Raw genomic sequence first — 14095 nt, forward strand, 5'->3', positions numbered from 1 at the left:
GCACCGGGAGGGTAATGTTCACTCCCGGCGCCGCAAGGGGCCAATGGGGTATGGGGTAATTGGCAGCCCGACTGATTCTGGTTCAGTTAGTCTAGGTTCGAGTCCTGGTACCCCAGCGCTACTGGAGTTCGCGAGAGCTTCCAGACGCTGGATTCTGACGGAGTTCGACTCCGCCCCTTCGGGGGCGGAGGGTGGTCTCTGGTAGAGTGCAGCTCCTCCGCCCGCAAGGGTCGAGGAGCAGAATTAGTTCTGGCCCCGTCGTCTAGTGGCCCAGGACGCCGCCCTCTCAAGGCGGTAGCGCCGGTTCGAATCCGGTCGGGGCTACATTGTGCACAGTCCGTCTCACCTGGTGAGGCGGGCTGTTTCGCTTTTACCAGGGCCCTGCCGCGTCCCGTACCCCGCGCTCACCACAGCCGACGGTGCCGCTAGACTACAGCCGCACCGCCCGCGAGGGCGGTGAAGCACGAAAGTTCTGGCCCCGTCGTCTAGTGGCCCAGGACGCCGCCCTCTCAAGGCGGTAGCGCCGGTTCGAATCCGGTCGGGGCTACACACTGAAGGCTCGTCTCGCTTAGCGAGACGAGCCTTCCTCCGTCCCACCCCCTACCCACCCCCCGTCCCTCCCGTCCCACGCCGGGTGCGCGCGTGCAAATGCCGCGTCGATCTAGGGCAGATTGCAGCGATCGGAGATCATCCAACGACCATCTGCCCTAGATCGACGCGGCGGAGGGGGCGGAGGGGGCGGCGGCGGGCAGAGGGGCGGCGGGGGAGGGGCAGAGGGGGTTAGAGGCCGGAGAGGCGTTGGCCCGCTCTTACTACCGCCATGGCGTGGCGTTCGCCGGGGCGGCGGCCCAGGCGCTCGATCGGGCCGGAGATGCTGACCGAGGCGATCACGCGGCCGGTGCGGTCTCGGATCGGGGCGGAGACGCTCGCCACGCCGGCCTCCCGCTCGGCGACGCTCTGCGCCCAGCCACGGCGGCGGACCTCGGCCAGGGTGCGGCCGGTGAACTTGCTGCGCGGCAGCAGCGGCATCACCGCCTCCGGCGGCTCCCAGGCGAGCAGGATCTGGGCCGAGGAGCCGGCGGTCATCGGCAGCACCGAGCCGACCGGAACGGTGTCCCGCAGGCCGCTGGCGCGCTCTGCCGCCGCCACGCAGATCCGCTCGTCGGCGCGGCGCAGGTAGAGCTGTGCGCTCTCACCGGTGGCGTCGCGCAGCGCGGCCAGCAGTGGCTCGGCGGCGGTCAGCAGAACGTCCGGTGCGGCGTTGGCCAGCTCGCCCAGACGGGGGCCGGGGCGCCATCTGCCCTGGGTGTCCCGCACCAGCATCCGGTGAATCTCCAGTGCCTGTGCCAGCCGGTGTGCGGTGGCTCGGGGCAGCTTGGTGCGTTCAACGAGTTCGGCCAGGCTGGCGCCGTCGACGCAGGCGGCCAGGATGACCACCGCCTTGTCGAGAACGCCGACACCGCTCATACTGTGTCCCACAAGCCGAAACTTACCTCCCAGAATTTAGGATGTCCAGATGGTGGGAGTCACTCCTGAGCCGAGGACCCTGGCCGAGAAGGTCTGGGACGCGCACGTCGTACGGTCCGCCGCTGGTGAGCCGGACCTGCTCTTCATCGACCTGCACCTGCTGCACGAGGTGACCAGCCCGCAGGCGTTCGACGGGCTGCGGCTCGCCGGGCGCCCGGTGCGTCGTACCGACCTGACCCTCGCGACCGAGGACCACAACACCCCGACCGGGTACGACGACCCGGCGTTCCGCCTCCGACGTGGTGACCTGCTCACCATCGCGGACCCCACGTCGCGTACGCAGATCGAGACGCTGCGCCGCAACTGCGCCGAGTTCGGGGTGCGGCTGCACCCGCTCGGCGACGAGAACCAGGGCATCGTGCACGTGATCGGCCCGCAGCTCGGCCTCACCCAGCCGGGCCTGACGATCGTCTGCGGCGACTCGCACACCGCCACCCACGGCGCGTTCGGCGCGCTCGCCTTCGGCATCGGCACCAGCGAGGTGGAGCACGTGCTGGCGACCCAGACGCTGCCGCAGAGCCGGCCGAAGACGATGGCCGTGAACGTCACCGGCCGCCTCGCCCCCGGCGTCACCGCCAAGGATCTGGTGCTCGCGCTGATCACCCAGGTCGGCACCGGCGGGGGTCGTGGTCACATCGTCGAGTACCGCGGCGAGGCGATCCAGGCCCTCTCCATGGAGGGGCGGATGACCATCGCCAACATGTCCATCGAGTGGGGCGCCAAGGCCGGCATGATCGCGCCGGACGAGACCACCTTCGCGTACCTCAAGGGCCGACCGAACGCGCCGCAGGGCGCGGACTGGGACGCGGCATTGGCGTGGTGGCGGACGCTGCCCACCGACGAGGGCGCGCGCTTCGACGCCGAGGTGACCCTGGACGCCAGCCGGGTCACCCCGTTCGTCACCTGGGGCACCAACCCCGGGCAGGGTGCGCCGCTGAGCGCGCCAGTGCCGGACCCGGAGGAGTTCGCCACCGACTCGGAGCGCACCGCGGCCCGCCGCGCTCTGGAGTACATGGATCTGCGCCCCGGCACCCCGCTGCGGGAGCTGCCCATCGACGTGGTCTTCGTGGGCTCCTGCACGAACGGTCGACTGGAGGACCTGCGGGCCGCCGCTGACGTGCTGCGCGGCCACAGGGTCGCCGACGGCGTCCGGATGCTCGTGGTGCCCGGTTCGGCCTCCGTGCGGGAGGCCGCCGAGGCTGAGGGGCTGGACAAGGTCTTCGCCGACGCGGGGGCCGAGTGGCGGTTCGCCGGCTGCTCCATGTGTCTGGGGATGAACCCCGACACGCTCAAGCCGGGCGAGCGCTCCGCCTCCACCTCGAACCGCAACTTCGAGGGCCGTCAGGGCCGGGGTGGGCGTACCCACCTGGTTTCCCCGCCGGTCGCCGCCGCCACCGCCGTGGTTGGCCGGCTGGCTGCCCCCGCCGACCTGTAGAAGGGACCGAGGAGATGGACAAGTTCACCACCCACACCGGCACCGCCGTGCCGCTTCGGCGGTCCAACGTGGACACCGACCAGATCATCCCGGCCGTGTACCTCAAGCGGGTGACCCGGACGGGCTTCGCCGACGGGCTGTTCAGCGCGTGGCGGGAAGATCCGACATTCGTGCTCAACGATGAAACCTATTCTGGGGCGTCGATCCTGATCGCCGGCCCGGAGTTCGGCACCGGCTCCTCCCGGGAGCACGCCGTCTGGGCACTGCGGGACTGGGGCTTCCGTGCGGTGGTGGCCCCCCGATTCGGCGACATCTTCCGCGGCAACGCCCTCAAGGAAGGTCTGTTGCCGGTCGAGTTGGAATTGAAAGCCGTCGAAGAGTTGTGGGCCCTGGTCGAGGCGGATCCGACCATCCAGGTGACCGTCGACCTGACCGCCCGCCAGCTCCGGGCCGGGGACGCCAGCTGGTCGTTCCCGCTGGACGATTTCAGCCGCTGGCGGCTGCTGGAGGGCCTCGACGACATTGGACTCACCCTCCGGCACGCCGCCGACATCGACTCCTACGAGGCGCGTCGACTGCCGTTCCTGCCCTCCGTGGCATAGCCGTACGCCCGGTCGCACAGCGGATTCCACCCCCATCGGTCCAACCGGTGGGGGTGAATCCGTTACGACACAAGGGATTTTTTCTACCGAATGTTTGTGTCCCGGCAGCACAGGGCATACCGTGCGCGCAGAATGGCTCGCGACGAGTCAGTTGCACAATCGGGAGGAAGTCGTGAACAAGGCCGAGCTCATTGAGGCGCTCGCTGTTCGCCTGGGGGACCGGAAGACGGCGACGAACGCCCTCGAGGCGGTCCTCACCGAGGTCCAGGCGGCGGTCACCAAGGGCGAGAAGGTGGCGATCACCGGATTCGGAGCATTCGAAAAGCGTGTGCGTGGCGCGCGAACAGCGCGCAACCCGCGTACCGGCGAGGCGGTGAAGGTCAAGAAGACATCTGTCCCGACCTTCCGCCCCGGCGCCGGGTTCAAGGAGATGGTGGCCAGCGGCAAGGTGCCGAAGGCCACGGCGGCGACGAAGAAGACCGCCACCGCCACCGCCAAGGCGGCGGGCACCAAGGCAACCACCGCCAAGGCGGCCGGCACCAAGGCAACCACCGCCAAGGCAGCGGGCACCAAGGCAACCGCAGCCAAGGCTGCCAGCAAGAAGACCGCCCCGGCCAAGGCGGGCAAGAGCACCACGGCGACCAAGACGGCCGCCAGCAAGAAGACCGCCCCGGCCAAGGCGGGCAAGAGCACCACGGCGACCAAGACGGCCGCCAGCAAGAAGACCGCCCCGGCGAAGAAGACCACCGCGGCGACCCGGTCGACCGCGGCGAAGAAGACCACCGCGGCGGCGAGCAAGAGCACGGCGGCCAAGAAGTCGCCGGCGAAGAAGGCTCCAGCGAAGAAGGCGGCCAGCAAGCGCTGACCGACCTCTGCGAAAGGGCGTTCACCCGTGGGTGAGCGCCCTTTCGCCGTACGGGGACCGTTGACCCGGTCGGCTCGGTCGCGCAGAATCGCCGTGCCGGCGTCCCTCCGCCGGCCCGCCGACGGGAAATGGGGCGCCGGTGCGCTACCGCCAGATCGCCACCGGGACGCTCGCGCTGGGCGTCATCCTCCTCATCGACGTTCTGCGGGTCTGGCTGCCCGGCATCATCACCATCTTCGGCCAGGCGGCATCCACCCCGGCCGAGCTGATGGGCGCGTTCGCCCTGGGCTGGTTCGTGCTCGCGTTGGGCGCCCCCGCGCTGGTCCGCCGGGTCGGAGCCCGCCCGGTCACGGTCGTCGCCGCCGTTCTGCTCGCCGTCGCCCGGCTCACGCTCACCGCCGCTCCCGGCGGGCGTACGCAGCTCTGGTTGGCCACCGCGGGTCTGCTCGCCGGGTTGGTCTGGCTGGTTGGCGTCGCCGCCGACACCGACCGACCGGTCCCGGGGCTGGCGTTGGGGTTCGCGCTCAACGCGGCCCTGCACGCAGTGCTGGACACCTTCGACCTGGTCTGGCGGGGCGACTGGGTGGCCTGGCTGCTCAGCTCCGTCGCGGTGGCGCTGTTCCTGCTCGGCACGGCGCAGCCCGGCACCCGGGCCGGCACGGCGCAGCCAAGCGCCGGTGGTGCCCGAGCCTGGCTACTGGCCGGGCCGGCGCTGCTGCTGGCCGGAATGGTGGCGCTCTCCCCGGCGCTGGCCCGGAGCGGGATGTCGTACCTGGCCGCCGGGGACGGTGTGGCTCGTTCGCCGTTGTTCGGCCTGGCACCGGTGCCGGTGGCGGTTGCCGGGTTCCTGCTCACCGCGTTGACCCGGCCTCCCCGGCGGTGGGGCAGAGCGTACGGGCCGGTGGCGCTGCTGGCCGGCGCGGTGCTGTTCGCCCTGGACCGGGGCGACCTGCTCCTCCCGGCCATCCTGCTCACCGCCGTCGGTCTCGGCACCTGCCTCGCCCTGAGCGATCAAGCCCGCCACCCAGGCGACGAAGGCCACCGAGGCGACGAAGCCAGCCCTCCGGACACTGACGACGACAGCGACACCTCGGCCAGCAGGCGGTCGGCGGCCCGCCGGGGGTACGCGGTCGCCGCCGGCATGCTCGTCTTCGCGCTGGGGGCGGTCGGGTACTACTCCGCCTACGACCTCGGCTATCCCAACGCGGCGGTGCCCGTCGTGGTCGCCGGGCTGGTGGCGGCCGTGGCCGTTGCCGCCCGTCCCGCCGTACACCGGGTGCCTGGGCCGTTTCCGCCGCTACGGGCCGCCGCCGCGGTCACCGCGCTGGCCCTGCTGGCACCGGTGCTCGCCGACGAGGTGCCGGTGGCCAGCAACCGGGACGGCCCGCCGGAGCGGCTGACCGTGGTGGCGTACAACATCCGGATGGGTTTCGGGCTGGACGGCCGGTTCGACCTGACCGGGCTCACCGAGACCGTCGAGCGGCAACGGCCCGACGTGGTGCTGCTCAGCGAGGTGGACCGGGCCTGGCTGCTCAACGGCGGGCACGACACCCTGGATCTGCTGGCCGACCGGCTCGGCATGCCGTACGTCTTCGGGCCGGCGGCCGACCCCGTCTGGGGTGACGCGGTGCTCAGCCGTTGGCCGGTGAGCGATCCGCGGACCCTTCCGCTGCCGGCCGTCGGGGCGCCCACCGGCGCGCAGGCGCTCGCCGTCACGCTGGACCTCGGCGCCGGCGTCCGTACCGCCGTGGTCAGCACCCACCTGCAACCTCCGCCCGGCCAGGGCCCGGTGGTCCAGGCCCGCGCGGTCGCCGACTTCGCCACCGGGTACGCGGCCGGCCGGCCCCTGGTGGTGGCCGGCGACCTGAACACGGAGCCGGGCGACGAGGCGTTCGGGCAGTTCACCAACGCGGGCCTGGTCGACGCGTTGGCGGCGGCCCGGCCGCTGGCGACCAGCCCGGCTGACGACCCACGTCAGCAGATCGACCACATCTTCGTCTCGCCCGGCCTGACCCCCAGCGACCCGGTGGCGCCGGGCAGCACGGCCAGCGACCATCTTCCGGTCGCGGTGACCCTGACCCTTCCGCCCCGCTGACGGGCGCTACAGGCGGTCGGCGGACAGCAGCCGGTCGGCGGTGAAGGCGAGCAACCAACCGCCGCCCTTGGGGGTAGTGAAGTCCTCGTCGGTGCGGCCGGTCAGCTGCTCCAACGCGCCCGGCAGCACCTTGCCCTGACTGCACACCGCCACCTGCCCACCGGCGCTGGCCAGCTCCAGCAGCCGGGCGGCGGTGGCAAGGATCTGTTCGTCGCTCTGCTGGCCGGGCTGTGGCTCGTCCAGGTCGCCGCAGATCTCGATCGGCAGGTCGAGCAGCGCGGCGGCCGGGTCCAGGGTCTGCACGCAGCGTCGCGGTGACGCCGACACCAACCGGGCCGGTCGGATCAGGGCGATCAGGCCGCCCAGCGCCGTCGCCTGGGCCCACCCCTCGGCATCCAGGGGCCGCCCGACGTCCGGGCCGGACCAGGTGGCCCGCTTACCCGCGTGCGCGTGCCGAACCAGCGCGACCGTCGCGGTCACCGGCGGCAGCGCGGCGAACGCCGACAGCACCTCGGCGTCGTGTGGGTAGCTGACCAACCGGATCGCGTCGTCCACCGCGAGCCAGCGGATGTCGTCCACCTCGGTGCCCGGTTGGAAACCGCCGCTGGCCACGGCGAGCATCGACCAGTAGTCGACCAGCTTGGCCTGCCCCTCGCTGCGGTACCGCACCGACGGCAGCCGGACCTGCGGCACGCCCCGCACGTCGGCCTCCTCGGCCACCTCGCGGACCGCCGCGGCCAGCGGCTGCTCGCCCGGCTCCAGCTTGCCCTTCGGCAGCGTCCAGTCGCCGTAGCGGGGGCGGTGCACCACGCAGACGTGTACGCCGTCAGCGGACGGCCGCCAGGCCACCCCGCCCGCCGCCCGGATGCCGATCACGGCAGCCAACTGGTCCGCCGCCGTCGGGTGGCCCGATGCCAGGCGGCTGGGAAGAGCCCCCGCATTCGGCGTACCGACTCGCGTTCCCGCTCGGCCAGCCGCCCGGCGGTGACCGCCAGCGCGTGGTCGTCCGGCCGCTCGGCGGCGATCTCCAGCCAGGTGTCCGCTGCCACTGCCGCATCCTGGTGCTCGCCGAGCACGTCCTGCACGCCGGCAAGGGCGCGGGACAGCCGGCGAGCGCCCATGCTGACCGTTGGCGCCACCGCGTTGACCGCGTACCGGGTCTGCTTGGCCTCCTTGCGGACGGCGTGCCAGCGTTCATCCGGCGTCTGCGCGCCGAGCCCCTCGACGCCCTCCGGCCCGGTCAGCCGCGCCCACGGTCGGGCCACCAGCGCGGGCAGCGCCTCCGCAGCCGGGGCCGCGGCCCCGCGGGTGAGCCGGGGCGCGCGGGAGGCCAGCACCAGGGTGTCCACCAGGGCCAGGTAGCGCGCCGAGCGCAGCACCTCGTCGATCGCGGCGAGCGCCTGCCGCTGCCGTTGGGTGAGCACCTCGTCCAGCCGGTCCACCGCGGCCTGATCGAGAGGGCTGAGCGGGTCGGCGCTCGCCGTGCGGCGTAGCCGCTCGCGCAGCACCTCGGCGTCGCGGGCGGCACCGAGGACACCGGCCAGCCAGCGCAGCTCGGTGCGCAGCGGACGGGACCAGGTCCTGCGGACCAGCGGTTTGAAGGTGCGCAGATCGCTGCGGAGGCGTCGGCAGGCCACCCGCATCTGGTGCACGGCGGTGTCGCCACCGGCGGCCGGGGCGCGCAGCCGGACCAGCGGGTCGTGCGCGAGCAGCCGGCGGATCTCCTTGCGGACCGCCTCGGTCACCACGTCGCCAGCGCTCGGTTCGGCGGTCAGCCCGACCGGCGCGACCAGATCCGGTTCGGCCTGCGCCGTCGCGCCCAGCGCCCGTACGTGCTTGGGGGTGAACGAGCCGCCCTGGGCGCCAGCCTCGCGCAGCACCGTGCCGATCCGGTCGAGCAGCTTCCGGTCGCCGGCCTTGAGCTCCACCTCCAGCTCGCGGAACGCACCAGTGGTGACGCCGGCGTCGTCGAGCACGGTCACCCGGTCGTCCACCACCTCGGCGAGCACCGTGCCGGCCCTGTCACACACCTCGTACGCGTGGCGGACCGTCCGGACCACCGTCACCGGGGCCAGGGGCGCCCCCCGGTGCAGGACGGTGACCAGCTCCACCAGCTCGACCGGCGGTTGTCCCTTGGGCCCGGGGCGGGAGATCTCGTGCCGAACCCCCGGCGTCCCGGTCGGCAGCTTCACCGTCCAGGGCAGCTCGTCGCCCCGGCGGTGGCGCAGTGAGGCGCCTGCGCGAGCCAGCCGCAGGTCGACCGTGTCGAGGTAGCGGGCGACCAGTGTCACCGGTGGCAGCGCCCGGATCCGACCCCCGGCCGGGGCCGTGGCGGCCAGGTCCGGCAGCACGTAGGCGTCGTCCACCTCGTACTTCTGCTCCTCCTCGACCATCAGTTCAGCCTATGCGCTGATCGGTCAGCTGGCCGTGCCACCGACGCGGCGCAGCAGCAGTTCCTGCAGATGCGCCCGGGGCGCGTCGTCACCGTCGGTACGCCGGGTCCAGCTGCCGTCACCGGCCAGCTCGAACGCGTCCACGTCGGGGCTCATCGCGGCGGTCAGCACATGGTCCAGTTCGGCGCGGGCGATCGGGTCGCTCACCTGCACCAGCGCCTCCACCCGGCGGTCGAGGTTGCGGTGCATCAGGTCGGCCGAGCCCATCCAGAACTCGGCCTCGCCGTTGTTGCCGAACCGGAAGACCCGGGAGTGCTCCAGGAAACGGCCGAGGATCGAACGGACCCGGATGTTCTCCGACAACCCCGGCACCCCCGGCCGCAGCGTGCACATGCCCCGGATGAGCAGGTCGACGTGTACGCCGGCCTGGGAGGCCCGGTACAGCGCGTCGGTCACCCCCTCGTCGACCAGCGAGTTGACCTTGAACTGGACCAGGCCGGGCATGCCCAGCCGGACGTGGGAGATCTCCCGCTCGATCCGCTCGATCAGGCCGCTGCGGATGCCCTGCGGGGCGACCAGCAACCGCCGGTACGCGGTCTGCCGGCTGTACCCGGTGAGCACGTTGAACAGGTCGGTGAGGTCGGCGCCGATCTCCGGGTCGGCGGTGAGCATGCCGAAGTCCTCGTACAGCCGGGCCGTCTTCGGGTGGTAGTTGCCGGTGCCGATGTGGCAGTACCGGCGGATCTGGTTGCCCTCCTGGCGGACCACCAGCGCGGTCTTGCAGTGCGTCTTCAGACCCACCAGCCCGTACACCACGTGGCAGCCGGCGCGTTCCAGCGTGCGGGCCCAGCCGATGTTGGCCACCTCGTCGAAACGGGCCTTCACCTCCACCAGCACCACCACCTGCTTGCCGGCGGCGGCGGCGTCGACCAGCGCGTCGACGATCGGCGAGTCACCGCTGGTGCGGTAGAGGGTCTGCTTGATGGCCAGCACGTTCTCATCGGCGGCGGCCTGCTCGATGAAGCGCTGCACGCTGGTGGCGAACGAGTGGTACGGGTGGTGCACCAGGATGTCCCCGTCGCGCAGGGTGGAGAAGACGCTGCGCGGCACCTCACCCTCGGCGAGCCGCGGATGGGTGGCCGGCACGAACGGCGGGTCCTTGAGGTCCGGCCGGTCGGCTTCGCCGTAGACCTGCCACAGCGCGGACAGGTCCAGCAGCCCGGGCACCCGCAGCACGTCCTGGTCGTCCATGTCCAGCTCGCGGACGAGCAGCTCCAGCATGTGGTCGGAGATGGACGCGGCCACCTCCAGCCGGACCGGCGGGCCGAACCGGCGCCGGGCCAGCTCCCGCTCCAGGGCCTGGAGCAGGTCCTCGTCGCGGTCCTCGTCGACCTCCACCTCGGCGTTGCGGGTGACCCGGAACAGGTGGCACTCGACCACCTGCATGCCGCTGAACAGTTGCCCGAGGTGGACCGAGATCAGGTCCTCCACCGGCAGCATCCGTACGCCCGGCTGGTCCCGGTCCACCCGGACGAAGCGGGGGACGTTGTTGGGCACCTTCACCCGGGCGAACAGCTCAGAGCCGCCATCGGGGTCACGGACCGCCACCGCGAGGTTCAGCGACCGCCCCGAGATGTACGGGAACGGGTGCGCCGGGTCCACCGCGAGCGGGGTCAGCACCGGGAAGATGTGCTCCCGGAAGTAGGTGCGCAGCCGCTCCCGCTCGTGGTCGCCCAGCTCGGCCCAGCGCAGTATCCGGATGCCCTCGTCGGCAAGTTTGGGCAGCACGTCGTCGACGAAGCAGGCGGCGTGCCGGGCGACCAGCGTGGCGGTCCGCTCGGCGATCAGCTCCAACTGGGTACGCAGGGGCAGCCGGTCCCCGCCCCGCACCGGCAGGCCGGCGGAGAGCCGCCGTTTCAGCCCGGCGATCCGCACCATGTAGAACTCGTCGAGGTTGCTCGCGAAGATCGCCAGGAACTTGGCCCGTTCCAGCAGTGGGGTGCGCTGATCCTCGGCCAGGGTGAGCACCCGGGCGTTGAAGTCGAGCCAGGAGAGCTCCCGGTTGAGGAACCGGTCCTCCGGCAGCGGTGGGGCCGCCGCCGGTTCGTCGTCCTCGTCCTCGCCGCCGGTCGGCAGGCCGCTCGTCAGCACCTGGTGGACGCCACCGGCGGCCGGGCCGTCCGCCTCGATGGGCGGCGCGGGGTCGAGGACCTCGTCCAGACCGGAGGAGGCGGCACCCGGGTCGTCGGCCAGGGTGTCGGCGCGGGCGGCGCCGGCACGCTCGGCCCGGGAGGGGCGGAAGCGGCCGTCGGTGCCGCGGGCGCGGGAGCCGTTGCGGAGGTCGGTGGCGGGCGGGCGGTCCGGGTGCTCGCGAGGGGTGCTCACCCGCTCATAATCACCCGATTGCGGTTAACGCAAAATGAACTTGGCCTCGCCGGCTCAGATCATCGTCGGCAATGTCACCCGGACGACCTCGCCGTCGGGATCGGTGTCGATGTGAACCCGCTGGCCGAGCCGGAGCAGCCGCAGCCCGGAGGCGTCGAAGGCCCGGGCGGGGAAGCACATCTCGGTGCCGTCGTCGAGCAGCAGGACACCGCTGCGCGTCGCCGCGTCGTAGCTGGCCACCGTGCCCTGCATGCTGGCACCGTACACCCGGGGGGTCAGCCCGTGGAGCGGGCCGGGCGGCCGGCGGCGACGAGGGCGGCGGTGCGCGGCCCCAGCCCGAGCCGGGCGGCGGCGGCCAGGTCCGCGGCGGTGTCCACGTCCCGGCGCAGGCTGGGCCAGTCGCCGGTCAGCGGCAGCGCTCCGCTCGCCGTATGCGCGACCGCCGAGCCCATCCCGAAGCGGGGATCCAGGGGTACGCCCGGCGGGGCGGTGAGCAGCACCGTGCCGCCGCCGGGTGCGTCCGGCACGAACCGGCGTACCCCCGGCCGGCCGTTCTGCGCCGCGAGCAGTGCGCCGGTCAGTTCGGCCGGGCGCAGCGCCGGCAGGTCGGCGGTGAGCCCGGCCACCCACCCGGCGATGGTGCCCGCCGCGCCGTGCCGAAACGCGGCGTTCAGGCCGGCGTCCGGCTCGTCGCGGAGCACCCGCGCGCCGGCGGCCCGCGCCGCCGCCGCCACCCGGGCGTCGTCGGTGACCACCAGGGCCTCGGCGACCGCCGGGCAGGCCAGCACCGCGCGGAGCGTGTCGACCGCCAGGGCCAGCGCCAGCTCCTCGTGCGGTACGCCGGGCAGCGCGCCCCGCAGCCGGCTCTTGGCGGCGGCCAGACGCTTCACCGGCACCACCACGGCCCACCTCGGCTGACTCACGCCCGCAATCCTGCCAGCCGGCCACTGGGACCCTCTCTGGCCGTACCGGGGGCGAGCAGGCATGATTTCCGCTGCGGGTGTCGTGGACGGTGTTCGCGGCGGGCTTGGGGCGCGACGAGGAGGCACAGTGGCATGGCGGAGGCTGGGGTTCTGGCGACGGTTCGCCGTGGTGCTGGTCAAGCCGGTGATGATCGTCTGGACCCGGCGTACCTGGCGCGGCCAGGAGCACCTCGGCCACGACGGCGGCGTGATCCTCGTGGCGAACCACATCTCGCACGCTGACCCGCTGGTCTCCGCGCACTTCATCTACGACTCCGGGCGTTGGCCGCAGTACCTGGGCAAGGTCAGCGTCTTCCAGGTGCCGGTGGTCGGCTGGATCCTGCGCCAGTGCCGGCAGATCCCGGTCGAGCGAGGCAGCGTCGACGCCGTCCGCTCCCTGGACGCTCTGGTCGCCGCGCTCGACGAGGGCGGCGCCGTGGTGATCTACCCGGAGGGCACCACCACCCGACAGCCGGATCTGTGGCCGATGAAGGCCAAGACCGGTGCCGCCCGGCTGGCCCTCGCCACCGGGGCCCCCGTCGTACCGGTGGTGATGTGGGGGCCGGAACGGATCTTCGACCCACGGACCACCCGCATCAACCTGCGCCCCCGGATCCCGGTGACCGTTGTCGCCGGGGAACCGATCGACCTGAGTCGGTGGGCGGACGGCCAGCCGACGCGGGACACCCTCGAGGAGATGACGGACACCATCATGTTGCGGCTGCGGGACATGCTCGCCGAGATCCGTGGCGGCACCCCGCCGCCGCTGTGGGAGCGACCCGCCCGGTCCTCCGTCGGGCACGAGCAGCAGGGCGACGTGGCGTGAACGGCCACGTCGCGGTGCTCGGTGCCGGCTCCTGGGGCACGGCGTTCGCCAAGATCCTCGCCGACGCGGGGCGGGACGTGACGGTGTGGGCCCGTCGGGCGCCGGTCGCCGAGAGCATCCGGACCGAGCGCCGCAACCCGGAGTACCTGCCCGACCTGCTGCTGCCGGCCCGGGTCACCGCCACCGCCGACGCCGCCGAGGCGATCACCGGTGCCGAGATGGTGGTGCTGGCCGTGCCGTCGCAGACCCTGCGCGGCAACCTCGCCGAATGGGCCGGGCACCTGCACCCGGACTCCACCCTGGTGTCGCTGATGAAGGGCATCGAGCTCGGCACCACCAAGCGGATGAGCGAGGTCATCGTGGAGACCGCCGGTGTCGCCGCGGACCGGGTGGTCGTCGTGTCCGGCCCCAACCTGGCTCCGGAGATCGCCGCCGAGCAGCCCGCCGCGACCGTGGTCGCCGGGACGAACAGCCACCGCACCGCGCTCGTGCAGGCGTCGATCCGGACGCCGTACCTACGCCCGTACACCAACGACGACGTGATCGGCTGTGAGCTGGGCGGGGCGGTCAAGAACGTGATCGCCCTGTCGTACGGCATCGCGACCGCGATGGGTTTCGGCGACAACACCCGGGCCATGTTGATGACCCGTGGGCTGGCCGAGACGGCCCGACTGGGCGTGGCGCTCGGCGCGGACCCGATCACCTTCGCCGGCCTGGCGGGGATGGGTGACCTGGTCGCCTCCTGCTCCTCTCCGCTGGCCCGCAACCGCACCTTCGGGGAGCACCTGGGCCGCGGCGAGACGCTGGAGCAGGCCCAGGCCGCCACCCGGCAGACCGCCGAGGGCGTGAAGAGCTGCCTGGCGATCCGTGATCTGGCCCGGGCACACGGGGTCGAAATGCCGATTACCGAGCACGTCGAGCGGATCTGCCACGAGGGGATGGACCCGCGCCTCGCCGTGGAAGCTCTAATGAGCCGGACAGCCAAGCCTGAGTCGTACGAGTGAG

At 72.6% G+C, this 14095-nt stretch carries 12 protein-coding genes and 3 tRNA genes; 9 read left to right on the forward strand and 6 right to left on the reverse strand.

What is annotated here, in order from left to right; genetic code table 11:
• Window positions 1-44: 44 nt before the first annotated feature.
• From ABZT18_RS15185 to ABZT18_RS15195, 3 genes are all read left to right on the forward strand, one after another.
• Window positions 45-116 (forward strand) — tRNA-Gln (locus ABZT18_RS15185).
• Window positions 117-251: 135 nt separating this feature from the next.
• Window positions 252-324 (forward strand) — tRNA-Glu (locus ABZT18_RS15190).
• A gap of 150 nt (window positions 325-474) precedes the next feature.
• Window positions 475-547 (forward strand) — tRNA-Glu (locus ABZT18_RS15195).
• A gap of 233 nt (window positions 548-780) precedes the next feature.
• Here ABZT18_RS15195 and ABZT18_RS15200 read toward each other — a convergent pair.
• Window positions 781-1467 carry an IclR family transcriptional regulator gene (locus tag ABZT18_RS15200; protein WP_091393133.1) on the reverse strand — a complete coding sequence of 229 codons (687 nt, stop codon included), beginning with the start codon at window positions 1465-1467 and terminating at the stop codon, window positions 781-783.
• Window positions 1468-1516: 49 nt separating this feature from the next.
• On the opposite strand from ABZT18_RS15200, the gene leuC reads away from it, so the two are divergent.
• The 4 genes from leuC to ABZT18_RS15220 all read left to right on the forward strand — a co-directional run bounded on the left by leuC (window position 1517) and on the right by ABZT18_RS15220 (window position 6524).
• Window positions 1517-2962 carry a 3-isopropylmalate dehydratase large subunit gene (leuC, locus tag ABZT18_RS15205; RefSeq protein WP_354997454.1) on the forward strand — a complete coding sequence of 482 codons (1446 nt, stop codon included), beginning with the start codon at window positions 1517-1519 and terminating at the stop codon, window positions 2960-2962.
• Window positions 2963-2976: 14 nt separating this feature from the next.
• Entirely contained in the window at window positions 2977-3564 is a 588-nt protein-coding gene (gene leuD / locus ABZT18_RS15210) for a 3-isopropylmalate dehydratase small subunit (protein ID WP_354997455.1), read from the forward strand.
• Window positions 3565-3736: 172 nt separating this feature from the next.
• The gene (locus tag ABZT18_RS15215; protein ID WP_354997456.1) at window positions 3737-4429 is read left to right on the forward strand and encodes an HU family DNA-binding protein; all 693 of its coding nucleotides are present in this window, start codon (window positions 3737-3739) and stop codon (window positions 4427-4429) included.
• A 139-nt stretch (window positions 4430-4568) separates the two neighbouring features.
• The gene (locus ABZT18_RS15220; protein WP_354997457.1) at window positions 4569-6524 is read left to right on the forward strand and encodes an endonuclease/exonuclease/phosphatase family protein; all 1956 of its coding nucleotides are present in this window, start codon (window positions 4569-4571) and stop codon (window positions 6522-6524) included.
• A gap of 6 nt (window positions 6525-6530) precedes the next feature.
• Here ABZT18_RS15220 and ABZT18_RS15225 read toward each other — a convergent pair whose 3' ends face one another.
• The 5 genes from ABZT18_RS15225 to cofC are packed head-to-tail and all read right to left on the reverse strand — an operon-like array spanning window position 6531 to window position 12225.
• Window positions 6531-7409: an NUDIX hydrolase gene (locus ABZT18_RS15225; RefSeq protein ID WP_354997458.1), complete on the reverse strand. Its 879-nt coding sequence runs from the start codon at window positions 7407-7409 to the stop codon at window positions 6531-6533.
• Entirely contained in the window at window positions 7397-8917 is a 1521-nt protein-coding gene (locus ABZT18_RS15230) for a CYTH and CHAD domain-containing protein (RefSeq protein ID WP_354997459.1), read from the reverse strand. The genes ABZT18_RS15225 and ABZT18_RS15230 overlap by 13 nt, the downstream gene beginning before the upstream one ends.
• A 24-nt stretch (window positions 8918-8941) precedes the next feature.
• Entirely contained in the window at window positions 8942-11302 is a 2361-nt protein-coding gene (locus tag ABZT18_RS15235; protein ID WP_354997460.1) for an RNA degradosome polyphosphate kinase, read from the reverse strand.
• A gap of 54 nt (window positions 11303-11356) precedes the next feature.
• Window positions 11357-11554: a cold-shock protein gene (locus ABZT18_RS15240; RefSeq protein WP_354997461.1), complete on the reverse strand. Its 198-nt coding sequence runs from the start codon at window positions 11552-11554 to the stop codon at window positions 11357-11359.
• A 23-nt stretch (window positions 11555-11577) separates the two neighbouring features.
• Complete coding sequence (gene cofC / locus ABZT18_RS15245; RefSeq protein WP_354997462.1) at window positions 11578-12225, reverse strand: 2-phospho-L-lactate guanylyltransferase; 648 nt, start codon at window positions 12223-12225, stop codon at window positions 11578-11580.
• A gap of 127 nt (window positions 12226-12352) precedes the next feature.
• Between cofC and ABZT18_RS15250 the strand changes: the two genes are divergently transcribed.
• Window positions 12353-13090: a lysophospholipid acyltransferase family protein gene (locus ABZT18_RS15250; RefSeq protein ID WP_354997463.1), complete on the forward strand. Its 738-nt coding sequence runs from the start codon at window positions 12353-12355 to the stop codon at window positions 13088-13090.
• Window positions 13087-14094, forward strand: coding sequence for an NAD(P)H-dependent glycerol-3-phosphate dehydrogenase (locus ABZT18_RS15255; RefSeq protein WP_354997464.1), 1008 nt, complete (start codon window positions 13087-13089; stop codon window positions 14092-14094). The genes ABZT18_RS15250 and ABZT18_RS15255 overlap by 4 nt, the downstream gene beginning before the upstream one ends.
• The last annotated feature ends 1 nt before the right edge of the window (window position 14095 follow it).

This window comes from Micromonospora sp. NPDC005291, assembly GCF_040607415.1.
Taxonomy (GTDB): domain Bacteria; phylum Actinomycetota; class Actinomycetes; order Mycobacteriales; family Micromonosporaceae; genus Micromonospora.

What these genes read in the sequence shown, in the direction of transcription:
- ABZT18_RS15200 (WP_091393133.1), bottom strand. Translation starts at nt 1,467, where the DNA reads ATGAGCGGTGTCGGCGTTCTCGACAAGGCGGTGGTCATCCTGGCCGCC.
- leuC (WP_354997454.1), top strand. Translation starts at nt 1,517, where the DNA reads ATGGTGGGAGTCACTCCTGAGCCGAGGACCCTGGCCGAGAAGGTCTGG.
- ABZT18_RS15230 (WP_354997459.1), bottom strand. Translation starts at nt 8,917, where the DNA reads ATGGTCGAGGAGGAGCAGAAGTACGAGGTGGACGACGCCTACGTGCTG.
- leuD (WP_354997455.1), top strand. Translation starts at nt 2,977, where the DNA reads ATGGACAAGTTCACCACCCACACCGGCACCGCCGTGCCGCTTCGGCGG.
- ABZT18_RS15240 (WP_354997461.1), bottom strand. Translation starts at nt 11,554, where the DNA reads ATGCAGGGCACGGTGGCCAGCTACGACGCGGCGACGCGCAGCGGTGTC.